The following is a 22,123-nucleotide window of genomic DNA, read 5'->3' on the forward strand; positions in this document are numbered from 1 at the left end:
AATATTTTCTTTAAAATATTTGGTTAAAGTCATTTATTATTATTTATATTCACCCCAGACTTTTTTTAGCCTATTATCTCTTCCACAACTAGTTCTATAAAAGTTATATTTAAGTGGATTATTTACTGCAAAATCTTGATGATAGTTCTCTGCTAACCAAAATACTTTTGAATCAGTAATATCAACCTTTAATTGATCTAGGGGTATATTTAATATGTCAGAGATATTTTCTTGACTCTCTTTTGCATCTCGCTTTTGATCTTGATTAAATGTAAAAATAACAGGCTTATATGAATCACCTCTATCACAAAATTGTCCCTTATTATCAAAAGGATCAATATTAACCCAATACTGCTTAAGTAAATCTTTATAGCTAATAATATTAGAATCAAAACTAACTTTAACTACTTCTTGATGACCACTATGATTTTCATATGTGGGATTAGTCAGATCTCCTCCTGAGTATCCACTTTCTGCAGAAACAACTCCATCAATCGCCTCTAGATCATGCTCTAGGCACCAAAAGCACCCTCCTGCAAACATAGCCTCTTCTGATTCAGCAAATGCTTGAAACGGGAAAACTATTAATAATTGTAATAGCATGCAAATTACTATTAGTCTTCTACAGATTTTAGTCATAAGAATCATTGTGCTAATAAGTCCAGAATATACTTTGATGCTCTTTCTGTAACTCCTGGTTTTCCTAATTTATCTTTCAAGTTTTTATAACCAATCATGATTTCTTCTTTTTTCGAATTATCTTCAAGAATATTTAATGCTGCATTAAATATTTCTTCAGCTTTAAAATCCTCTTGTATCAACTCTGGTATTAACATTTTATTTAAAAGAAGATTAACTGGTGAAATATATTTCACATTAAATCGTAATAAATATCTAGCAAAAAAAGCGGTAACCCTACTTACTTTATATCCAACAATTTGAGGAACTGAGTTCAAAGCTAATTCCATATTTATCGTTCCAGACTTAGCCAAAGCAAGATGAGCTGCAGAAAATAAAAATGGCTTTATATCATCAACTTCATTCGACAATATAATTCTTCCAGAAACACCGTATTCATTTAGTGAATTATTTAAAATTCCATCAAATTCTCTCAAACCAGATGGTATTAGAACAGTAATCGAAGGGTCCTTGTCCTGAAGCATCTTAGCCGCTCGAAGCAATGTGGGTAAAATATATTTAAGCTCTTGTTTTCTAGAAGCAGGAATAAGAAGAAGAATTTTCTGATCAGAGCTTAATCCTATTCTCTTAAAAGATTCTTCTCTAGTAGGAATATTTCTATAGAAATCCAACATTGGATGGCCAACAAATTCTACATTTCCTCCCTTATTTGAATAAAAATTAGCTTCCTCTTGAAAAATAGCTAATATTTTATCTGTAAAACTAATCAAATCGGTTGTACCAGTATCACCTAATCTCCATGCCCATTCCTGAGGCGCAATATAATAGATTATTGGAATGTTAGGAAACTTTTTTTTTACTTTTAATCCTAGCCGAATATTGGGCCCCATATAATCAATTAAAACAACAGCATCAGGCGGGGAAGAACTTAAATAATTGTCAATTTTTGATTGTGCATTTAAAGTTGGTAGTACGTAAGGAAGCGCTTCTAAAAAACCAATTGCACCTATTGAAGAAGTATTAGATATTAATTTAGCTCCAGCATTTCTCATCCTTTCACCACCTAAAGCAATTATTTCTAATTCAATATCTCTTTTTTTTGCATTAGTCTTTAACGCTTTTATTAATAGACTTCCCTGCAAGTCTCCAGAGACTTCACCAGTGCTGATTAATAATTTCATTATTTATTTAGTTGACATTAGAGAAGGCATTGGACCTCTTCTACCATTCCCAATGGAAAGCTCTATAAATCGACATAACCTTGCGGAGGATGTGAATAAATTCTCTTCTCTTGCAATTTTTAAACCATCAGAAATTACAAATTTAGATTTAAATAATAAGTTCCAAATTCTTTTCAATTGTAGATATTCTTCTTTATTATCTTTATCTATACTTTGCCTTTTAATGCCAACTTTGTTTAGTCCTCGCATCCTTCCAGGATGACCTTCCGCCAAGCAATATGGAGGGACATCCCTATCAACTCTTGTCATACCTCCAACCATTGCTAAATAACCAATATGAACGAATTGATGTATCCCCAAGCAACCTCCAATAACAGCTCTATCTTCAACAACAACATGACCTGCAATCTGCACGCTATTAGCGATAACCACACTGTTTCCAATATCACAATTATGTCCTAAATGTGAATAAGCCATTAACAAATTTTGATTCCCAACTATAGTTTTTTCCCCCTCAAAGGTAGCCCTATTAATAGTTACACATTCTCGAAAAGTATTATTATCTCCAATTAAAACATCAGTAAAATCTCCTTTATACTTCAAATCTTGGGGTTCTAAACCAATACAGGCTCCTGGAAAAATCTTATTATTTGATCCTATTCTTACTTTCCCATCGATAATTACATTTGGTCCTATCCAAGTATTTGGACCAATAATCACATCCGGACCAATAACAGACCCTGAACCTACACATACACCTTTCCCAAGTTCAGCCTTAGGAGAAACATCTGCAAAGTCATGAATATTAACTTTGTTACCTCCGATTAAGCTTCCAGAAGATTCACGTTCACTCATTACTTCAATCCACAAGAGAGAACATCAAATCTCCAGAACAAACCAACTGATCATCAACTTTTGCTTCTCCTCTTACCTTTCCAAATCTCTTCCTTTTGATGCTTATCAATTCACAAGATATTAATAATTGATCTCCGGGTACGACTGGACGCCTAAACCTAACTGAATCAATCCCAGCAAAAACAAATAGTCCTTTAGGAAGATCAGGCATTTGAGAAACAATCAAACCACCCACCTGAGCCATTGCTTCTACTATTAACACTCCAGGCATTAAAGGTCTGTCAGGGAAATGTCCTTGAAATTGAGGCTCATTGAGAGTGACATTTTTTATTGCCACAGCTTTCTTGCCAGGCTCATGTTCAATCACTCTGTCAACAAGCGCGAAAGGATACCTATGTGGCAAAAGCCCCATTATTTGCTCGCTATTTAAAACAAGAGGCTGGGAAGGAGAAATGTCAGTCAAAATCAGATTTAATTAAGTTAATACCTTTTGAAGAGAAGCTGCAAATTCAGCATGAAGAGAGTGAGACCCTTTATAAACAAAAATTTGCGCTTTCGGCAATCCAACAAAAGCTAAATCTCCAATCAAGTCAAGCAATTTGTGGCGTACTGGTTCGTTTTCAAATCTCAAGGGTGGATTAACCCAAGAATCACCATCACAAACCAACGCATTTTCAAGTGCTCCTCCCTTAATTAGACCAGCTTTCTTTAATTCTTCTAACTGATCAAGAAAGCCAAAAGTTCGTGCAGGTGCAATTTCTTTAACAAAATTATTTGGAGTCAGCTCAATAGAAAACATTTGTTGTCCAATTGCCTTATATGGGAAATCAATCAAACCTATTAATTTCAATTTTTTTGATGGTATTGCAAAAATCAAACTTTCTCCTTTGTTAACAAAAATTGGAGATTTAATTTCTGGCCTTGGCCTAGGAGATGTATAGGAATTAATCATTCCTACTTTCTCAATTTCCTTTATCCAACCAATAGCAGAACCATCTAGTAAAGGTATCTCACTACCATTTATCTCAATATTTACATGAGTTAAACCTGATCCAATTAAAGAGGCCATCAAGTGTTCAACCGTAGATACTTGTTTTCCATTCAGATCAAGTGTTGTACATAAAGGAGTATTCCTTACTTGCGAAATCTCTATAGGGATAACTTTATTTGGTTCCTCTGAAAAAGAAATATGAAATCCCTCTAATTCTGATGGCTTAATAATGACTGAACATTTAAGACCTGTATGCAATCCAATTCCATCTTTTTTAATTTCATTTTTAAGCGTCCAACCTTCTTCGTAATCATTAGGGAATAAAAACACTAGAATTTCCAACCAATTCCGATGTTATATCGCCAATTGCCACTGAAATCTTGAGTCGCTGCCTCTATCCTAATTGGGCCAACAGGTGTATTGATAACTGCTCCAGGTCCAACTGAAAAGCCAGCTCCAGGTTTTTCAAGAATTTTCCCTGGTTTCCCTGGGACACTTGATTGAGAACCAAAATCAGATCCTGCGTCAACAAACATCACTCCTGAAACCAATCGCCAAATAGGGAATCTGTATTCCGCTGTGGCTTCACCATAATTTCTTGCAACACCTAAATCACAAGAGTTCCAGCCTCTAACAGAGCTGGTTCCTCCCAAGCAAAATGCTTCATAAGGAGGAAGATCTCCAATAATTGTTCCGACCTTTGCTTGGAGTCCTATCGATTGAGAGCAATCTGATTTTTCACCAGGCTTGGGTCGACAACCCTTATGAAACTTCAACCAATTAACAGGATAAAAACGAGAATAACTAATCCTCGTTCTATTGAAGGTCGGTGAATTCTCGCCTAAAGTAATAAATTGCTCTGAACCAATATTTAAATAATCTCCAGAAGTTGGATTTCTTGAATTATCTAAATTGTTATATGTAATAGCACTTTTTAAACTAACTAATGTATTTTCTGTAGAGCAATTATGTGCAACACAAATAACTTCATTCTCAGGGACTTTACCTTCTTTAAAATTTGTTGATGCTACGCCATAAGGTCTTTTATCACCCGCGTAGTCTATTGGCCTAACCTTCTGGAAATTAGCACCAATAAGTACACTCCAAGGAACCTTTTTTAGAGGTTGACCACCATTCAAAGGTCTTGCAAAAGAGAAACCTCCTCCTGTTCGCTCTAAAACAATAGAGTCACCCTCATAATCAAACCAGCTAAACTGTGGTGCCGACAACCTGGCTGAAGAAAAATTGGTAAATGGACCGGTATTAATTAACGTATTATTATTGTTTAAATCTAAATTATGAGATTGATTAGTATCGTAACTTATCAAGGAGTTAGGTGCTTCATATCTATCTGAAACTCCTCGAATACTTCCTCCCTCTTGACTTCTAAATTCTTGAGGAACTTCCCTACTTAAATACAATGAAGTTCTTAAGGATGTTCTATGTTTATCATTTTTAATCCAAGGATCATATAAGGATAGATTTAAAAGCGCTCCATATTCTCCATAAGTCAAATTCATATTTGATGACCATGATCTTCCAACCAAATTCGACTCTTGTAATCCGATCTGTCCAAAGACGCCCTGAGCCCCACTATAACCAAGTCCTCCTGTCAAAGAGCCAGTTCTTTGCTCTGTTATACCTAGTGCAATAATAATATTTCCAGGTTCCGAACTTACTGGTTTTAGAGTTACTTTTACATCATTAAAAAGTGACGTTGAGTATAGTCTTTTGATATCTGATTCTAATTTATTTCTATTAAAAACATCTCCAATTTTAGTAATTAATTCTCTTTCAATTACCCATCTCTTTGTTTTCCCTCGTATTAGTCTACCTTTTTCATCTTCTGTATTTCCATCTTCATCAATAAAATTAATTTCAATACCAGAAATATATCCTTCTTGAATATTAAGTTCAACTCTTCCCTCTTTAGTTACACGACTTGGGCCCGAGATCCTTGCCAATGAGTATCCTTTTGAATTATACCAATCCTTAATTTCTTTAATTCTTATCTGTAGAGTATTTAGATTTAAGGTTTTTCCATAATCATTATTAAAAATCTCATTTAATTTTGTATTTGATAGTTTCCTTTCAAACGGAAGAATGCTAATATTATTTAATATAGGATTAGGTTCAATGCTAATCAAAAGTTGGACTCCTAGAGCACTCTGTAAAGATTCAATTTTTGCGCCAGAGAACCAACCTGTTGAATAAATCCGATCTAAATCCTTCTTAACTTCTTTGCTTGTAACTTTACTACCAGGTCTAATTAACATTGCATCATAAGCTAATCCTTCCAAGCGCTCTTTATCAGGATGATCTTCAAGTCCCTCAATAATAACTTCTGAAATCAATACTCTTTCTTCCTCAATAATATTATTTTCATCTTTTTTATTTGTTCCCTCAGAAATTAAATAATCTTCAAGATTCAAATTCAATTTATAATTATTGGATTGATAATTAAATTGAACACTTTCAGTCTGCTTATTTTCAAAAAAGAGTTGATTTTCTGCTGAGATTATTTTAGAGGCTTTAGTTTCTCCAAAAAGGCTAATAAAAGGCACTGAAAAAGCAATAGCGTATGCACTAGTGCTTATTAATTTCTTATTAGAGCTGGCGTGTCTTTTGTTCATAGATTTCAAAAAAATTCAATTAAACGAAGGAATTCTTGGCCAAGAATAATTTGCTTAAGAAGCATGAGAAAGGTCTTTTTCTATACGTTTCAAAATCTCCTCGTATGCATCTATCACTCCTCCAAGATCTTGCCGAAAGCGGTCTTTGTCAAGGATCCGTCCCTTAGGATCAGAATTTGTTTTATCCCAAAATCTACAATTATCTGGACTTATTTCATCAGCTATCACAAGTTTGCCCAATGAATTAAGACCAAACTCTAATTTAAAGTCAACCAGTAGTAAATCTAGTGAATCAAAATATTCTTTTAAAATTGTATTCGAACGTTTAGTAATATTCTCTACTTCTTCTTTCTGAGAAGGACTTATCAAATCAAGTAACTTTAATCTTCTTTCTGTAAGTATAGGGTCGCCTAATTTATCATCTTTATAATAAAATTCGAGAAGTGGAGGGGTTAATATTGTTCCTTCATTTATTGGAGTCTCTCTACACAATGAACCTGTAGCAATATTGCGAATAACAACTTCTAAAGGAATTACATTGATTTTTTCAGCAAACATTAATGTTTCTGAATGAAGTTCTAAGAAGTGGGTGGGAATTCCATTCGATTCGAGCAATTCAAAAAGGGCCGAAGAAATTTTGCAATTCAAGCGACCTTTACCTTCAATCTCTGATCGTTTTTTTGCGTTAAAAGCTGTAGCATCATTTTTGAACTCTATTAAAACCCTATTTGGATTCTCACAAGCAAACACTCGTTTTGCCTTCCCTTCGTAAAGTAGTGATCCTTGGATATGATTCATTAATACCTCTGATATCTAATTAGTATAAATAGACAATGCTACATAAATCACCTTAATCAAGACAAATTTCTTTAAAACCTAAACTCCAAACAACTAAATAACTTTCCCAAAAAAAAAATGTATTAACTAATAATCAAAAGGTAATTAAAGATCCACTAAAACTATTTTTCATTCAAGAAAGAGAAAAACCATGACAAAGAATCAACAAGCTGAAGAATTAAAAAGGATTTTAATAGTTGGAAGTGGAGGAAGAGAAAACTCTCTTGCTTGGGCTCTATCAAAAAATCAATCAATTGAACAAATATATGTTTGCCCAGGTAATGGAGGGACCGCTAACTTTGAAAAATGTATTTGCCTAAAACCTAAATCCGAAGATGAAAAAATAATCATTAGTGAGTGTCAACGACTTGAAATCAACTTGGTCATCATTGGTCCTGAAGTGCCTTTGGCTCAGGGCTTGGCAAATAAAATGCGTGATGCAGGATTAACAGTTTTTGGTCCAGGCCAAGATGGTGCTCAATTAGAGGCAAGTAAAGAGTGGTCCAAAGCTCTTATGATAGAGAACAATATTCCTACAGCAAAGTACTGGTCTACAGAATCTAAAGAGGAAGCACTAGAAATTCTTAAAAGATTCAACCAACCTCTTGTTGTCAAAGCAGATGGTCTTGCGGCAGGTAAAGGTGTCACTGTTTGCAAAACTATTGAGCAATCTCAGGAAGCAATTAAGGAACTATTTTCTGGAAAGTTTGGATCTGCAGGAAATAAAGTTATTCTCGAAGAAAAAATTGAAGGACCAGAAGTTTCTATTTTTGCTCTATGTGATGGGGAAAAATTAGTTGTTCTTCCTCCAGCCCAGGATCATAAAAGATTACTTGATGGAGACAATGGTCCAAATACTGGCGGGATGGGTGCTTATGCTCCAGCTCTTCTAATCAATGATGAAGATCTTAAAGACTTAACTGAACTGGTTCTTATCCCAACTTTAAAAGGGTTGAAAAAAAAGAAAATCAAATATATAGGAGTTATTTACGCGGGCTTAATGCTTACATCATCTGGACCAAAAGTTATTGAATTCAATTGCCGTTTTGGTGATCCAGAATGTCAAGCTTTAATGCCAATAATGGGAGATGAATTTGCTTCTGTCCTTTTTGCTTGTGCACAAGGAGAGATTGAAAAGGCACCAAAACTTACATTTAAATCCGAATTCAGTGCTTGCATAGTTGCAGCCTCTAAGGGATACCCTGAAAGTCCTCAAAAAGGAAAAAAGATTAGCATCAATGTTGAATCAAATTCTTCACTTCAAGTTTTTCACGCTGGGACCACGTCAGATGAATTTGACAATATAATTACATCTGGAGGAAGAGTTCTTTCAATAGTTGCTCAAGGAGAAAACTTCGACAAAGCTTTCAATTTAGCTTACTCTAGCCTCAAAGGAATTAACTTTGATGGCATGCATTATCGAAAAGATATAGGTTACCAAGTTAGAAATATTTAACTTAGTCTATCATTAATGAATAATTCAAATATAAACAAAAAAAATGGTTTTTCATCATTAAAAGAAGACGTATTCTTAGATGATTTAAGTATTTTAAAAAAAATAAATTTATGGTGGTCTAGATTTAATTTAAGATCAAAATTATTAGCCTTTGGAACACTAGTAGTTAGTTTTATAATGACACTTATTACTTTCTTTGCTTTAAGTAGTATACAAAAAGATGCTGGTATGAACGATACAAGATATGCCAGAGATTTAGGATTATTATTATCTGGAAACGTTACGGAATTAGTAGCGAAGAATCAAACAAGAGAACTTTTCAACGTGGCTGAAAAGTTTTGGCGTTCAAGTAGGAACTTAAGATACATTTTTTTTACTGACCCAGATGGCTTTGTAAAACTGGGTATCCCAGTAAGTGCAACAACATCGGAATCGGATGTTGAGGGGGCCTTACAATTAACAAGAAAACTTCAATTACCGAGTGAATTAAAAAAACAACCTCAATTCCCATTAGTTAGACAACATTCAACTCCACAAGGTCAGGTAACTGATGTTTTTGTTCCAATGCTGTGGAAGGGTGAATATTTAGGAACTTTAGCTCTAGGAGTAACACCCAATAAAAAAGCTCTTGCTACAGCCGCATTAACTAGAGAGATTACTGTTGCGGTTTTTATTTCTATTTGGGTTTTAGTAATAATAGGCGCCGTATTTAATGCACTAACAATCACTCGTCCAATTAGAGAGTTAGTGATTGGAGTTAGGGAAATTGCTAAAGGCAATTTCAAATCAAGAGTAGATCTACCAATGAGTGGAGAACTTGGAGAACTCTTGACTGGGTTTAATGCAATGGCATCAAAATTAGAGGACTATGACGCTGCAAATATTGAAGAATTAAAAGCTGCACAAGTCAAGCAGCAATCTTTAATAGCCACCATGGCAGATGGAGCCCTTCTTCTTGACGAACAAGGAAATATTGTCTTAGTCAATCCAACTGCTAGAAGACTCTTTCGATGGGAAGGGAGAAATCTTGAAGGTCAAAAATTATTGAATCAACTTCCTGATTCTCTTGTAAAAGAGCTGGAAACACCAATAACTTCTCTATTGAACAATTTTGGAGACAGCGATGATTTGCGTTGTAATCTTGAAGAGCCGCCAAGAACACTTCGTATAGTTTTTAAATCTGTCAGAGACACTACAGGTGAGAATATTAAAGGTATTGCAGTTACAGTTCAAGATCTTACTAGGGAAGTCCAGTTAAACGCAGCACAAAAAAGATTCATAAGTAATGTTTCTCACGAATTGAGAACGCCCTTATTTAATATAAAAAGCTATGTTGAGACTTTGTACGACTTAGGTGAACAACTTACAAAAGATGAGCAAAAAGAATTTTTAGGTGTTGCAAATTCAGAGACAGATAGACTTACACGCTTGGTCAATGATGTTCTTGACTTATCCAAACTTGAGTCTGGTAGGACGATCCAATTAGAAGCACTAAGTATAAAAGAAGCAATGGAACAAACCCTAAGAAACTATAAACTAAACGCTGAAGATAAAAATGTTAAATTAATACTGAATGTTGAAAATAATTTAGCATTTGTTTTGGGTAATTGGGATATGATTCTCCAAGTTTTAGACAACCTTGTTGGTAACGCGCTTAAATTTAGTAACGAAGGAGGAACAATAAATTTAAAGGCTTATACATGGCCTGACATATGCCTTGCTTCGCCAGTTGATTTAGATAATAAAGCTCCACATTGCGAGATATTGTCACCAATGCCAAAGATCAGAGTTGAGGTGTCTGATACAGGGTGTGGCATTTCTGAACTTGATCAACAAAGAATATTTGAAAGATTCTACAGAGTTGAAGATTCAGTTCACACTGAAGTAGGAACTGGACTAGGGCTTTCAATTGTCAAAGGGATAGTTAATAAACACGGAAGTGAGATACGAATGGCTAGTGAACCAAATACTGGAACGACTTTTTGGTTTGAACTTCCTCTTGAAGGTTCTGACTCTGATGAATTATTACTTAAATCAGCAAGAAAAAATTGGGAAATTGAGAATGATAAGTCTCTAATCTAATAAAGTTACTCTTCATTTTGTTTTATGCTTTTAAAGACACCTGGTATTTGCTCTTCAGGATTAATGCGATGAGGGGCTCCACTGAAAATCTGTTCAAAATTAGAAAATGAATCTTTAATCTCTGGTCCCTCATTAGTAATGATATATTCTCGGATCCTCTTGTCATGCCATGATCCCCTCATCTTAAAAACATTAATTGCTCTTGCCATTTCACCCCTTATTTCTACATATTGCAAAAGCAAAATAGTATCAGTTATAGTTGATATATGGGAATCAGTAATTGAGTGGCTTCCCATAAATTCTTCGGCAGTATTAGTAAAGAATCCTGCTATTTCTTCTTGTTTTGCATAACCAGTTACCCCAATAACAAACTGCCTAAATGCATTCAAGCTGACACCTCTTGCTAATGCAGATAGAGAATCTATTGCCATTCTGGAAGGTTTATATTCACTAATCTCAGATTTGATAATTTGCAGATGATCTTCCAACCCAGTTGATTCTGGATAAGCACAAATAATCTTCAATAATCCATCGGCTTCCATTTTTTCAAAATCAATCCCCCAACTAGTTGCATTTCTAAGAAGTTGTGCTCTTGATTCTTCATATGCAAAAAGTATTGTTCTTTCTTTATTTATATAAGCATCTTCAACAAACTTAGAAACTAGCATTGTTTTTCCAGTACCAGTTGCACCAGTTGCAAGAATAATTGAGTCTTGAAAATATCCTCCTCCACACATTTCATCCAAATCGGGAACACCTGAACTGATACGAATATTTGATGATCTTTGCGTCAACCTCATTGCTCCTAAGGGAAATGCAACTATCCCTTGGGGACCCATCGTAAAAGGGAATTCACCCTTCATATGTGTAGTCCCTCTTAATTTCAAAATCTCTACAGTTCTTCTCCTCTTCTCTGCCTCTAAAACATTTCTCAAAATAACAACATTGTCAGAAACGAATTCTTCAACTCCATATCTAGCAATTGGACCATATTCATCTATTCTTTCTGTGGTCATAACCGTTGTTACACCTATTTCTTTAAGTCTTGCTATTAGTCGAAAAATCTCTCTCCTAACAACATAAATAGCATCATATTGTTGAAACACTGCTGTCATTGAATCTATAGCTACTCTCTTGGCTTTGAACTTTCTAATCGCATAACTGATCCTTTCAATTAAACCTGACAAGTCAAAACTTCCAGCCACATCTTGTCCGTCTGGGTCTGGAGATGCATCTAAAATAAAGAGTTTATTTTGGTCAATTAATTCTTGTAGATCCCAGCCAAAACTTGCAGCATTTCGAATAATATCTAATGGCGATTCCTCGAAAGTAACAAAAATCCCAGGTTCATCAAAATTACATATTCCATGATGAAGATATTGCAAAGAAAAAACTGTTTTACCAGTCCCTGATGTTCCGCTGACTAGAGAGCTGCGTGCATTAGGTAACCCACCATGACAAATATCATCAAAGCCCTCAATTCCAGTGGGGAGTTTTTGAACATGCATTTTTGATCGGTTTTTTTATTGAATAACGCTAAAAGCTGTTATGTATAAAACATAATAAACAAACACTAAAAATTGCTTAGTTATTGGTTGGGCTTAAGAATTCATTTACTTCTTGTTTAAATAGTTCAATTAATTATCTGAGGAGTAAAACATTTCTTTATCTGAGAGCTCATCATACAAAAGATCCAATCCAATTAACACCTTTTCTCTATCTGATAGGTCGCCAATTATTCTTCGGACAGGTGGGGGTAAAATCTTAGATAAAGTTGGTGTAGCAAGTATTTTATCTTCTTCGGCTAATTGAGGGCTTTTTAAAACATCAATAACTTTAAGTGCATAAACACCTTTGAATTCACTTTCTAAAATTTCTCTCAACGTATTTAAAGCCCGCATTGAGTTTGGTGTATTCCCAGCAACATAAAGCTTGAGAATATATGTCTTTCTTACACTCATTTTAAAACCTCTTAAAATTCAACAGAACATTCGTCCTTCTTAGATCTTGACTAAGTAACCAGCAAAAAGCCAAAATGTTAGTTTGTTTTTCGATTACGATTAGGGCTTAATCGATTAAAAGAAAGGGACATCCTTTTTATTTCGAGCCTTAACGTGTCACCAATAATCATGTCTGATAAAAAATCATCTCCCAAAAAGGAAACCCCACAAGATAAAACTTATGCGATAGTTGAAGCATCAGGAAAACAATTTTGGCTTCAACCCAACCGTTATTACGATTTAGATAGATGCCATGCAGAAGTTGATGATGTCTTAACCATTGACAAGGTTCTTCTACTTAACGATGGCAAAGATTTAATGCTTGGGAAACCTTATGTAAAAGATGCGAAAGTAGAAATTAAAGTCTTGGAGCATAGAAGAGGACCCAAAATAATAGTTTATAAAATGAGACCAAAGAAAAAGACAAGGAGAAAAAATGGTCATCGTCAAGAATTAACAAGAGTTTTAGTTCAATCCATTTCAGTAGGATCAAAACCTAAAAAATCAAAAGAAACAAAAGATGTCAAAACCACTGCTAGTAAAGTAGAATCTGAATAAATAAAATCAAAAGATTACATAAATCATGGCTCATAAAAAAGGTACCGGATCTACCAGGAATGGAAGAGACTCAAACTCCAAAAGACTTGGTGTAAAAGCTTATGGTGGTGAGAAAGTAACGGCTGGGTCTATTCTTATTCGCCAAAGAGGAACCTCTGTCATTCCTGGAATCAATGTAGGTAGAGGCAAAGACGATACTCTTTTCGCACTAACTGATGGTTCGGTTCATTTCGAAAGTATTCGTAGAGGCCTAAGAAATAGAAAAAGAATTAATATTTCCGTTGCAAAAGCAATCTAGTTTGTTTTTTTACAGTTTAGGTTTATAAGCTCTGGTAGTAATTAGAAAAGGATGAAAAACCTCTAGAAAGTTTAATTGTAATGTAGAAAAAAAGTTCTCAATAAGATCAGGATCATCGAAATGAAAAGGATATTCTCCGTTTTTCCCTTTATAGAAATACCAATTCATCAGAGCTATTCCCTTAGGTGAAAGTTTTTCCAAAAATATTTTTAATTGTTTTGCTGGATCTGGGAGATGTTCAAGGACATCCAAGCAAACAAGAGAATCAAAAATCACATCAGATGTGCTTTCTAAGTCTCTAAAAACTGAAATCTTATTTTCGATACCTAATTCCTTAGAACGATGTTCTACAAAACTTCGATTTTGAGGATTAAGGTCCACAAAACACACATGTTCAACATCTGGTAAGGATGAGGCTGCCAGAGCATGCGTACCAATACCTCCACCAAAATCTAAAACTTTTCCAAAAGCAAATTTTTGTTGTAGACGAAGGGTATCAGCTATGTAATTGGAACTATTTAAATGCCAAGATGCAAGATCTATTAAATGGGCATCTCCAACTTGTTCTTCGTAAAAATCTCCAGCATTATTCTCATTAAATGCACCTGGATGCAAAGCGGCCAAATCATCAACACCCTTAATTAACCTTTGTTCTAATTCATCATTATTAATATCAAGAAAATCAAGTAGGTGATTTTTTAAATTAAAGCCATCTTTAAGGAAGCAGGAAATACTTAGATCTAAATTGGTCATATTATTTGGCTCACTGAACACACTGAGTTATAACTCTAAATGTTCAGGGTTACTTGAACAATCATTTCATCTAAGCCTCAAGCTACAATATTAATTTTGGAAAAGCCATTTGGATTTGTTGTCATTGATAAGCCTGCAGGGCTAACTTCTCATGATTGTGTAAATAGACTTAGAAAAGTATTTGGTATCAGAAAAATTGGACATAGTGGAACGCTAGACCCCCTAGTCACAGGAGTACTTCCAATAGCGATAGGTAATGCGACAAGATTAATCTCTTATTTACAAGGGTCTAAAGCCTATACAGGGATCATTCAATTAGGTACAACTACAAATACTGATGATATGCAAGGAGAGATTATAGATTCAAGAGATTGGCCATTAATGAGTGAAAATAATATAAATTTTCTACTGGAAAATTTTAGAGGTGAGATAATACAAAAGCCGCCAATTTTTTCTAGTGTTCATATTAAAGGAGAGAGAGCTTATAAGAAAGCAAGAAAAGGAGAAGTATTTGATTTAAATCCTAAAAAAGTTACTATAAATAATTTAAATTTAATAAGCTGGTCTCAAAACACGGGTGAGTTATTAGTTGACGTTGACTGCTCAACGGGAACATATATCAGATCTTTAGCTAGAGATATTGGAGCAAAAATCGGTTGCGGTGCCTGTTTAAAAAGTTTACGCCGTACAAAAGCATATGATTTCAAAGAAAATCATTCAGTAATACTGCCTGAGAAATCAGACTTTTATCCAGAGGAAAATAAACCTAAAGTTCTTAATCCTTATATTTTTTTTAAACATCTTTCTTCTTTTAAATTGATTTCTGAAAAGGAGATTATTAGTTGGCGCTCAGGTAGGAAGATAAATTTTAACAATAATATTAAACGTTTAAAGATAGGCAAAAGCAATGATATTGAAGATAGTATTATTCATACTAGAAATATATTAGTATTGGATAAAAATAACAACATCCTTGGTATAGCACATTTAGATGAAAGTTATGAAATCAAACCAAAGGTTGTTTTCAATGCAATTGGTTAAACAAAAATCTATATATTATAATAATATTTTGTACCTATGAAATAATTTAATAATAGGTTTTTATCTGTACACCTGAATAATAATGCTTTAGAATTTGACGAAAACTTGAGCCTCTTTCAGCCATAGATTTAGCACCCCATTGACTCATTCCCACCCCATGACCAGCTCCATAACCTTCAACAAATAGAAAATAGTTTACTGGAATAGGGGGGAGAGATTGAGGGGGAAAGTCGTCAATTATTTTATTATCAAAATTTAATTTATTATCTAGATTAATTTGATTAAATTTCAAATCAACCTCAAATTTAGTACTATTCAATTGCAATCTTTCTCTTAATTTTTTTCCGGAAATAATTCTATTTCCATTCTTTCCATGGAGTCTAATTTTTAAGACTCTGCCAGTATCACTTTTATCTATAATTTGAATACCATTTACTCCACCCAAATCAGAAAAGATCTTTCCCAATTCTGCAGAAGTAAATTTATTCTTCCATCTATATTTTATACTATTTTGATCATAATCAATAACACTTTTTAAATAGGGTAATTGATACTTCCAAACTTGACCACTATTCTCAGTCCTACCGCCTGAACTACTATGAAAAACTGCATCAATCAGCTCATTCTTATAAAATAAAGCAAGTGAGTTTGTACTTCTAACTGCTCTATTTATTTTTACTGTTTCAGATTCAAGTCCTAAATAAACTTGGCTAGCTTGTGTTGAATGAATATCAAATAATTTATTTTTATCTAAAAGTTTTAAGGCATATGTCCTTGCTGCTATAGCCTGAGCTTGAAGTGCTGAAAGAGGAAACTCTTTCGGCATTTCACTGCCAACTACACTTTGCAAATACTTCTCTAATTTGACATGATTTATTATATTTAACTTCTTATCATTTAATAAAACTCTTAATTCTCCAGCATATCTTCTATTCTTAAACCAAATCCCCCTTTTATCACTATTTCTAATAATCAAATGAAAATTATTTGGTAATTCGAACCATTCATTTAGATTATTATTAATTGAATATTTAACTTTATTATTTTTATAAACTAAATTTAAAGATTTAATTTTTCTATGATTAGAAGAGATACCATGAACAAAAATATTTTCTACTCTATCCGCTCTAAATCTTGCCTTATTTTCATTACTTATCAAGACACGCATTATTGGTTCTTTTGCCGCAATTGCCTTTATTGGAGAGATGAAAAATATAGATACAAAGATTATTGCCGAACAAGATTTTCTTTTAAGTGATGCGCTCACAATAAAAATTGGATTTAGATACTAATTTTGCCTATAAGAAAGAATATCCACCAGTGGTCAAAGCTGTGAATAGCACCATGTCTTAAAAGAGGAAACCTTGCAAGTCACTTTTCTTGGAACAAGCTCAGGAGTTCCAACTCTAAATAGAAACGTATCAGCGATGGTGCTGAAGCCGCCACAAAGGTCAGAATTGTGGTTGTTCGATTGTGGCGAAGGTACACAGCATCAGTTCATAAGAAGCAATCTTAAGTTATCTCAAATAAAAAAAATATTCATTACTCACATGCATGGAGACCATATTTATGGTCTACCTGGACTTTTAGCGAGCATTGGGTTAGCAGGAAGCAGCTCTGGAATTGAGTTATTCGGGCCAGCCCCTCTAAAAAACTTTATTGATTCTTGTCTGTACAACAGTTCGAGCAGATTGGCTTACTCTTTAAAATTCCATAGGGTCGAAAGTGCTGCTATTAATAAAGAAATTTTGTTTGAAGATTCCAGTTTAGAAGTCAAAACTGCTCCACTCAAGCATCGAATCCCATCTTTTGCTTACAGAGTGAATCAAAAAACTAGACCCGGCAGGTTCGATATAGAGAAAGCAAAATCAAAAAGAATACCTCCAGGTCCCGTCTATGCAGCCTTACAGAGAGGAGAGAAGGTCACATTAGAAGATGGTCGCATTTTCTTTGGAAAAGAATTCTGCGGTCCTCCTAGGGCTGGGAAAAGCATGGTTTATTGCACAGATACTGTTTACACAGAATCAGCAATAGAAATTTCTAGAGAGGCCAATCTATTAATCCATGAATCCACATATTCTCATAAAGAAACTGAAATGGCATATGAACGAGGACATTCAACTGCAACTATGGCCGCTCAGATTGCTGAAAAAGCAAATGTTGATCAACTAATTTTGACTCATTTGAGTCCGAGATATACCCCTGGGAATGAAACAAGTCCTAATGATTTGCTTAATGAAGCAAAAGCCATTTTCCCAAATACTCAGTTAGCAAAAGACTTTCTGCAGATTGATATAAATAAAACCCGCAACTGCAACAGTTCGTGATCCCTTTACCTATGAAATGCCTCTACATGAAACAATAGTCGAGTTTGGTGCTTCTCTAATCGCTGGCGTTATTAATGGATTCTCTTATTTCTTCCCTTAAACGGTCCCTTACAAGACTATTTGTCTTGATCCCTGTGCTTGTAAGTCTAATTATTAGTCCTCTTTCTGTAAGTGCCTTGTATCCCAGCGATCCTTCTTCAGTGGAGAGCTTAGATCCAAGCTTGGCTGGTAAGGACTTACAAAATACAGAGTATGTAAAATACGACTTATCAGGAAAAGATCTTGGTGGAGCTAATTTCACTGGGGCTTATTTCAGTGTTTCAACTTTGAAGAACTCTGATCTAACAGGCGCAAACATGACCAATGTTATTGCTTATGCAACAAGGTTTGACAATGCGAACCTAACCAACGTAAATCTTACTGGTGCAGAGTTGCTCAAGAGTGTTTTTGATGGTGCAACCATTGATGGTGCCGACTTTACTGATGCTGTATTAGATAGAAGTCAACAGAAAAAACTTTGCGAAGTAGCTACTGGCAGCACAGCCGAAAGTCTTGGTTGTAGCACTACAGCTGCTGGATATGTGCCTGCGACCAAAGGTCAAGGTTTCAACCCAGGTACTTAAAATTTATCCAAGATTGAACAACCAATAAAAAAGGGGCCAATGGCCCCTTTTTTATTGGTTAAAAACTAACTTCTTCACTTTGTAATAAGAAAGAAAGCAGCTGCAGCTCCACCAACCGCAAACATTGGCAACCCAACTAACAAATGTGAAGTGCCAAAACCAACGCCTTTTTGGCGCAATATAAAATAACCAACTCCCGCGGCTCCAGCAGCCAAAGGAATAGCAGCAGTAGCAGCAGAAGCAACAGCGTGATAGTCGAAGTTCATCCCTGAGTTGAATTAATTACTTACAATTATCCTTCAAATTTGAAAAATGGTATGAACTTATGCCTGAAATGCTTCATATCTTCATCTCTTTAAATCCAAAAAGAATTTTTAATTTTTCTAAATTCATGCAGATTTAGGCTCAATATTCGAGCTATCTCTAGAACGTGGATGTTTGCTATACCACCATTCCTGAATATTCGTATCTAAACGAGAAGAAAATAAAGTCAAAATAGTTCTGGTTGGTTTCACTCCTGGTTGGATAATCTCAACAGAATATGAGGGACATTTTTGTGCAGCAATATCAGCAACCAATCTTTTCCCAATTCTTCTCCAGCTAGGCTCCTTACTTCGCCATGAGAGCCTACAACAGGGCCAAGGCAATTCCTCACGGTCATAGAGACGACAGCATGGGCCTAAAACCCTAAAACTAAATTGCCCTCCAATACTTGAATGAATAGAACCATGGTCTAAAAGACCTTGAACTTTATTTGTTGGCAAAACTTCTGAAATCAATTAATCCCTAAATAATTTTATTTGCGCCCATGAGCACATAAACAAGAGGTTGGCGAGGAAGGAGATCTTTGGCAAGCAAAACGGAGAAAATGTGGCGAAAAAATTAATATCAATACATTTCGTCTTCTGCATGAGTTCTAATTGTGCAATCTGAAGTCGGATATGCCATACAAATCAAAACATAACCTTTTTCAATCTGATCATCGTCCAAAAAACTTTGGTCCTGTTGATCAACCTCTCCTTTTTCTAATTTTGCGACACAAGTTGAACAAGCTCCCGATCGACAGGAGTAAGGAAGATCAATATTTTGTTCACAGGCAGCATCAAGAATATATTTGTCATCTGGGATATCAATAATTTCTTTAAGGCCACTTAACTCATTAATAAAAGTGACCTTAAAAGATTTCATGAAAGTTTTTGATCTGAAAATTTAGAATTTATTTGATTAAGGTAAATCCTGAGTCAATACCATTAAGGCCCATTGATCTTTTGTTTTGATTTCAAGAACTTGCCAACCAAGTGGTAAAAAGAAATCTTTTAGTTCTTCAATTTGCTCAACTAATAAACCAGACAAAATTACCTTTCCTTTATGACCAATAATTTTTTCGAAATCGGGTCCTAATAATTTTATGACAGGCGCAAGAATATTGCATAGAACTAAATCAATTTTTTTCGTAGGCATATTCGCCTCAATTTCTTCAATAGAACCAAGAAAAAAATTTAAGAGGTTTTCAGGAATATCATTTAAATCCGCATTAATTCTGGTGGCTGATATTGCTAAAGAATCTATATCAACTGAGAAAGTACTCTTTGCACCTAATTTCAATGCAGCTATGGATAGTATTCCGCTCCCACAACCTATATCAGCAATTACTTGACCTACTGGAGGATCATTATCCAAGGCTTCAATACATAGCCTAGTAGAAGGATGGCTGCCAGTTCCAAAAGCGCTTCCAGGATCTAAACGAATGATTTTTCGTTCTAAAAATTTTTCAGGAACGTCTAACCATGCAGGTAAAATTAAAATTGATTTTCCTATTGGATCAGGCTTCCAACTTTTTTTCCAACTTAAGCTCCAATCTTCATCTTTTACTTCAATCCATTTGCAAGGAGCCAAAGTCAGGTCAAAAGTTTTTGCCAATGAGATTAATGATTTAACTAGGCTCTCTTGTTCTCTAACTGAGCACTCATTCGATGGAATCCATATAAAGAGAGTTTTAGTCAAATTTTCAATGGGATCATGCTCTAGAGAAAATCTATGAATTTCTAGATTGCTCAGAAGCCAATAAAAAGAATCTTCCAGCTCAACAGGAAATTCCTGCTCAAATCTCAACCAACGAAACTGGGAGTTTTGCAAATCTATAGTTTTTTCAACCAACAAGTTATAAAGTCACGGAATGAGCTTCGTTTATACCTTGCATTGAAAGAATTGAACCCAACAATTCAGAGGGAATAGGATCATCGATACTTAGAACCATAACTGCCTCACCTCTAACAATTCTTCTTCCAACTTGCATTGAAGCGATATTCACATTGTATTTTCCAAGAAGTGAACCTATCTGACCAATGATTCCTGGCATATCTCTATGCCTTGTAAAAAGCATATGTCTACTTGGTACAAAGTTTATCGGATACTCATCAATGCTTGTAATACCAAGATCACCATCACCAAAAACAGTCCCAGACACACTATGTCCACCTTTGTCACTAAAACTATCCAACTGCAAAGATCCTCGAGCAAACTCTGGGCTCAACTCATCCTTAATTTCGACGACATCAATACCACGTCCTTTAGCTTCCAATGATGCGTTTACATAATTAATTTTATCTCCCAATGCACTTGTGAGTAATCCCTTTAAAGTTGCAATAACAAGAGGCTGAGATGGATGTTGAGCAAATTCTCCTTGCAAACGGACTTCTAATTTTTGAATCTGTCCCCCTGAAATTTGACTAACTAATAATCCTAATGTCTCGGCAAGTTTTAAATGTGGTTTAAGACTATCCATTATCTCTGCGCTAAGACCTGGAATATTTACGGCGCTGCGCGCTGGCAAGCCTAAAAGAACATCTCTAATTTGTTCTGCGACATCAATAGCAACATTTTGCTGAGCTTCAACAGTTGAAGCTCCCAAATGTGGCGTAAGTATCAAGCCTTTTTTTACGGAACGAAGAGGGGAATTTTCAACTAAAGGTTCTTTTGCATAAACATCGATTGCAGCTCCTTGAATAACATTTGCCTCTAATGCATGAGCTAAATCATTTTCATTGATAATCCCGCCCCTTGCACAATTGACCAATCTCGCTGTTGGTTTCATTTTTCTTAGAAGGTCAATATCAACTAAATTCTCTGTTTCAGGAGTTCTTGGGAGATGAAGGGTTACATAATCAGATTCTTTGAACAACAAATCAATATCACTTAATCGAACCTGCATTTGCTGAGCTCTTTCACTAGAAACAAAAGGATCAAATCCAATGACTTCCATACCCATCGCATTCGCAACTTTTGCTACATGAGATCCAATCTTGCCAAGTCCAACCACTCCTAAAGTTTTCTTATAAAGCTCATTCCCTACATATTTCTTCCTATCCCAACCTCCAGAAAACATACTTGCATGCGCTTGAGGAATATTTCTAGATAATGCAAGAATCATTGCCAGAGCATGCTCTGCTGCAGCGATAGTATTTCCACCCGGTGAATTAACAACTAAGACCCCTTTTCTCGTTGCGCTTGGAACATCAACATTGTCTACGCCAACTCCTGCTCTACCAATGATTCTCAAATTCTTTGCCTCAGCAATCACATCTGAGGTAACTTGAGTTCCTGAACGGATCATTAATCCGTCATACTCACAAATTATATTCTTTAACTCATCTATTGAAAGACCTACTTTTTGGTCAACCTGAGCAACCTGAGTAAGAATATCTATACCTGCTTGATCAATGGGATCAGAAACAAGAACTTTCGTCATTAAAGGCGATAAACGTGCCGATCTGAACTTTAGTGATCTATTTGCCGCTGACCAGAATTATGTTGAGCAGGATTGAATATCCAAACATTTCAAGGAGGTAA

23 protein-coding genes are annotated in these 22,123 nt (G+C 35.0%); 7 read left to right on the plus strand and 16 right to left on the minus strand.

Annotation, left to right across the window (positions count from 1 at the left end):
• Positions 1–39 precede the first annotated feature (39 nt).
• The 7 genes from msrA to purC form a co-directional block, all read right to left on the minus strand.
• Positions 40–648: a peptide-methionine (S)-S-oxide reductase MsrA gene (msrA, locus tag O5640_RS05350; protein WP_269613653.1), complete on the minus strand. Its 609-nt coding sequence runs from the start codon at positions 646–648 to the stop codon at positions 40–42.
• A complete protein-coding gene (gene lpxB / locus O5640_RS05355) occupies positions 645–1,820 on the minus strand; it encodes a lipid-A-disaccharide synthase (RefSeq protein ID WP_269613654.1) in 1,176 nt (391 codons plus the stop codon). The genes msrA and lpxB overlap by 4 nt, the downstream gene beginning before the upstream one ends.
• A 3-nt stretch (positions 1,821–1,823) precedes the next feature.
• Positions 1,824–2,675 carry an acyl-ACP--UDP-N-acetylglucosamine O-acyltransferase gene (gene lpxA / locus O5640_RS05360; protein WP_269613655.1) on the minus strand — a complete coding sequence of 284 codons (852 nt, stop codon included), beginning with the start codon at positions 2,673–2,675 and terminating at the stop codon, positions 1,824–1,826.
• 4 nt (positions 2,676–2,679) lie between these two features.
• On the minus strand, positions 2,680–3,087 hold the full coding sequence (gene fabZ / locus O5640_RS05365; RefSeq protein ID WP_269613806.1) for a 3-hydroxyacyl-ACP dehydratase FabZ: 408 nt from the start codon (positions 3,085–3,087) through the stop codon (positions 2,680–2,682).
• A gap of 63 nt (positions 3,088–3,150) precedes the next feature.
• Entirely contained in the window at positions 3,151–3,996 is an 846-nt protein-coding gene (gene lpxC, locus O5640_RS05370; RefSeq protein WP_269613656.1) for a UDP-3-O-acyl-N-acetylglucosamine deacetylase, read from the minus strand.
• Positions 3,996–6,299 (minus strand): BamA/TamA family outer membrane protein, encoded by a 2,304-nt coding sequence (locus O5640_RS05375; RefSeq protein ID WP_269613657.1) that lies wholly within the window; start codon positions 6,297–6,299, stop codon positions 3,996–3,998. The genes lpxC and O5640_RS05375 overlap by 1 nt, the downstream gene beginning before the upstream one ends.
• A 54-nt stretch (positions 6,300–6,353) precedes the next feature.
• Positions 6,354–7,097, minus strand: coding sequence for a phosphoribosylaminoimidazolesuccinocarboxamide synthase (gene purC, locus O5640_RS05380; protein ID WP_269613658.1), 744 nt, complete (start codon positions 7,095–7,097; stop codon positions 6,354–6,356).
• A gap of 190 nt (positions 7,098–7,287) precedes the next feature.
• Between purC and purD the strand changes: the two genes are divergently transcribed.
• Both purD and O5640_RS05390 read left to right on the plus strand, forming a co-directional pair.
• The gene (gene purD / locus O5640_RS05385; protein ID WP_269613659.1) at positions 7,288–8,592 is read left to right on the plus strand and encodes a phosphoribosylamine--glycine ligase; all 1,305 of its coding nucleotides are present in this window, start codon (positions 7,288–7,290) and stop codon (positions 8,590–8,592) included.
• Between the two features lie 15 nt (positions 8,593–8,607).
• Positions 8,608–10,674, plus strand: coding sequence for an ATP-binding protein (locus O5640_RS05390; RefSeq protein WP_269613660.1), 2,067 nt, complete (start codon positions 8,608–8,610; stop codon positions 10,672–10,674).
• A gap of 5 nt (positions 10,675–10,679) precedes the next feature.
• Here O5640_RS05390 and kaiC read toward each other — a convergent pair whose 3' ends face one another.
• Positions 10,680–12,182, minus strand: a complete 1,503-nt coding sequence (gene kaiC / locus O5640_RS05395; protein ID WP_269613661.1) for a circadian clock protein KaiC — start codon at positions 12,180–12,182, stop codon at positions 10,680–10,682.
• 129 nt (positions 12,183–12,311) lie between these two features.
• Positions 12,312–12,635, minus strand: coding sequence for a circadian clock protein KaiB (gene kaiB / locus O5640_RS05400; protein ID WP_269613662.1), 324 nt, complete (start codon positions 12,633–12,635; stop codon positions 12,312–12,314).
• Between the two features lie 168 nt (positions 12,636–12,803).
• On the opposite strand from kaiB, the gene rplU reads away from it, so the two are divergent.
• The gene (rplU, locus tag O5640_RS05405) at positions 12,804–13,232 is read left to right on the plus strand and encodes a 50S ribosomal protein L21 (RefSeq protein ID WP_269613663.1); all 429 of its coding nucleotides are present in this window, start codon (positions 12,804–12,806) and stop codon (positions 13,230–13,232) included.
• Between the two features lie 25 nt (positions 13,233–13,257).
• Entirely contained in the window at positions 13,258–13,530 is a 273-nt protein-coding gene (gene rpmA / locus O5640_RS05410) for a 50S ribosomal protein L27 (protein ID WP_269613664.1), read from the plus strand.
• A gap of 9 nt (positions 13,531–13,539) precedes the next feature.
• Here rpmA and O5640_RS05415 read toward each other — a convergent pair whose 3' ends face one another.
• Positions 13,540–14,283: a class I SAM-dependent methyltransferase gene (locus tag O5640_RS05415; RefSeq protein ID WP_269613665.1), complete on the minus strand. Its 744-nt coding sequence runs from the start codon at positions 14,281–14,283 to the stop codon at positions 13,540–13,542.
• 96 nt (positions 14,284–14,379) lie between these two features.
• Here O5640_RS05415 and truB point away from each other — a divergent pair, with 96 nt between their 5' ends.
• The gene (gene truB / locus O5640_RS05420; protein WP_269613667.1) at positions 14,380–15,324 is read left to right on the plus strand and encodes a tRNA pseudouridine(55) synthase TruB; all 945 of its coding nucleotides are present in this window, start codon (positions 14,380–14,382) and stop codon (positions 15,322–15,324) included.
• Between the two features lie 46 nt (positions 15,325–15,370).
• On the opposite strand, the gene O5640_RS05425 is transcribed toward truB, so the two are convergent.
• Entirely contained in the window at positions 15,371–16,591 is a 1,221-nt protein-coding gene (locus tag O5640_RS05425; RefSeq protein WP_269613668.1) for a SpoIID/LytB domain-containing protein, read from the minus strand.
• Between the two features lie 97 nt (positions 16,592–16,688).
• On the opposite strand from O5640_RS05425, the gene rnz reads away from it, so the two are divergent.
• Both rnz and O5640_RS05435 read left to right on the plus strand, forming a co-directional pair.
• Positions 16,689–17,651 carry a ribonuclease Z gene (rnz, locus tag O5640_RS05430; protein WP_269613670.1) on the plus strand — a complete coding sequence of 321 codons (963 nt, stop codon included), beginning with the start codon at positions 16,689–16,691 and terminating at the stop codon, positions 17,649–17,651.
• 74 nt (positions 17,652–17,725) lie between these two features.
• Positions 17,726–18,274 (plus strand): pentapeptide repeat-containing protein, encoded by a 549-nt coding sequence (locus O5640_RS05435; protein WP_269613671.1) that lies wholly within the window; start codon positions 17,726–17,728, stop codon positions 18,272–18,274.
• A 74-nt stretch (positions 18,275–18,348) separates the two neighbouring features.
• Here the strand turns inward: O5640_RS05435 and O5640_RS05440 are convergent, their stop codons facing one another.
• The 5 genes from O5640_RS05440 to serA all read right to left on the minus strand — a co-directional run bounded on the left by O5640_RS05440 (position 18,349) and on the right by serA (position 22,022).
• Positions 18,349–18,540: a hypothetical protein gene (locus O5640_RS05440; RefSeq protein WP_011295270.1), complete on the minus strand. Its 192-nt coding sequence runs from the start codon at positions 18,538–18,540 to the stop codon at positions 18,349–18,351.
• A 123-nt stretch (positions 18,541–18,663) separates the two neighbouring features.
• Entirely contained in the window at positions 18,664–19,053 is a 390-nt protein-coding gene (locus O5640_RS05445; protein ID WP_269613674.1) for a hypothetical protein, read from the minus strand.
• A gap of 109 nt (positions 19,054–19,162) precedes the next feature.
• A complete protein-coding gene (locus tag O5640_RS05450) occupies positions 19,163–19,462 on the minus strand; it encodes a 2Fe-2S iron-sulfur cluster-binding protein (RefSeq protein WP_269613676.1) in 300 nt (99 codons plus the stop codon).
• A 36-nt stretch (positions 19,463–19,498) separates the two neighbouring features.
• Positions 19,499–20,410 (minus strand): 50S ribosomal protein L11 methyltransferase, encoded by a 912-nt coding sequence (gene prmA, locus O5640_RS05455; RefSeq protein ID WP_269613677.1) that lies wholly within the window; start codon positions 20,408–20,410, stop codon positions 19,499–19,501.
• Positions 20,411–20,435: 25 nt separating this feature from the next.
• Entirely contained in the window at positions 20,436–22,022 is a 1,587-nt protein-coding gene (gene serA / locus O5640_RS05460; RefSeq protein WP_269613678.1) for a phosphoglycerate dehydrogenase, read from the minus strand.
• Between the last annotated feature and the right edge of the window lie 101 nt (positions 22,023–22,123).

The organism is Prochlorococcus marinus str. MIT 0912 (assembly GCF_027359595.1).
Lineage (GTDB): Bacteria > Cyanobacteriota > Cyanobacteriia > PCC-6307 > Cyanobiaceae > Prochlorococcus_B > Prochlorococcus_B marinus_C.

What these genes read in the sequence shown, in the direction of transcription:
- kaiB (WP_269613662.1), bottom strand. Translation starts at nt 12,635, where the DNA reads ATGAGTGTAAGAAAGACATATATTCTCAAGCTTTATGTTGCTGGGAAT.
- purD (WP_269613659.1), top strand. Translation starts at nt 7,288, where the DNA reads ATGACAAAGAATCAACAAGCTGAAGAATTAAAAAGGATTTTAATAGTT.
- serA (WP_269613678.1), bottom strand. Translation starts at nt 22,022, where the DNA reads ATGACGAAAGTTCTTGTTTCTGATCCCATTGATCAAGCAGGTATAGAT.
- kaiC (WP_269613661.1), bottom strand. Translation starts at nt 12,182, where the DNA reads ATGCATGTTCAAAAACTCCCCACTGGAATTGAGGGCTTTGATGATATT.
- O5640_RS05450 (WP_269613676.1), bottom strand. Translation starts at nt 19,462, where the DNA reads ATGAAATCTTTTAAGGTCACTTTTATTAATGAGTTAAGTGGCCTTAAA.
- lpxA (WP_269613655.1), bottom strand. Translation starts at nt 2,675, where the DNA reads ATGAGTGAACGTGAATCTTCTGGAAGCTTAATCGGAGGTAACAAAGTT.
- O5640_RS05435 (WP_269613671.1), top strand. Translation starts at nt 17,726, where the DNA reads ATGGATTCTCTTATTTCTTCCCTTAAACGGTCCCTTACAAGACTATTT.
- O5640_RS05375 (WP_269613657.1), bottom strand. Translation starts at nt 6,299, where the DNA reads ATGAACAAAAGACACGCCAGCTCTAATAAGAAATTAATAAGCACTAGT.
- O5640_RS05440 (WP_011295270.1), bottom strand. Translation starts at nt 18,540, where the DNA reads ATGAACTTCGACTATCACGCTGTTGCTTCTGCTGCTACTGCTGCTATT.
- rpmA (WP_269613664.1), top strand. Translation starts at nt 13,258, where the DNA reads ATGGCTCATAAAAAAGGTACCGGATCTACCAGGAATGGAAGAGACTCA.
- msrA (WP_269613653.1), bottom strand. Translation starts at nt 648, where the DNA reads ATGATTCTTATGACTAAAATCTGTAGAAGACTAATAGTAATTTGCATG.
- lpxB (WP_269613654.1), bottom strand. Translation starts at nt 1,820, where the DNA reads ATGAAATTATTAATCAGCACTGGTGAAGTCTCTGGAGACTTGCAGGGA.
- fabZ (WP_269613806.1), bottom strand. Translation starts at nt 3,087, where the DNA reads ATGGGGCTTTTGCCACATAGGTATCCTTTCGCGCTTGTTGACAGAGTG.
- O5640_RS05390 (WP_269613660.1), top strand. Translation starts at nt 8,608, where the DNA reads ATGAATAATTCAAATATAAACAAAAAAAATGGTTTTTCATCATTAAAA.
- purC (WP_269613658.1), bottom strand. Translation starts at nt 7,097, where the DNA reads ATGAATCATATCCAAGGATCACTACTTTACGAAGGGAAGGCAAAACGA.
- rplU (WP_269613663.1), top strand. Translation starts at nt 12,804, where the DNA reads ATGTCTGATAAAAAATCATCTCCCAAAAAGGAAACCCCACAAGATAAA.
- O5640_RS05415 (WP_269613665.1), bottom strand. Translation starts at nt 14,283, where the DNA reads ATGACCAATTTAGATCTAAGTATTTCCTGCTTCCTTAAAGATGGCTTT.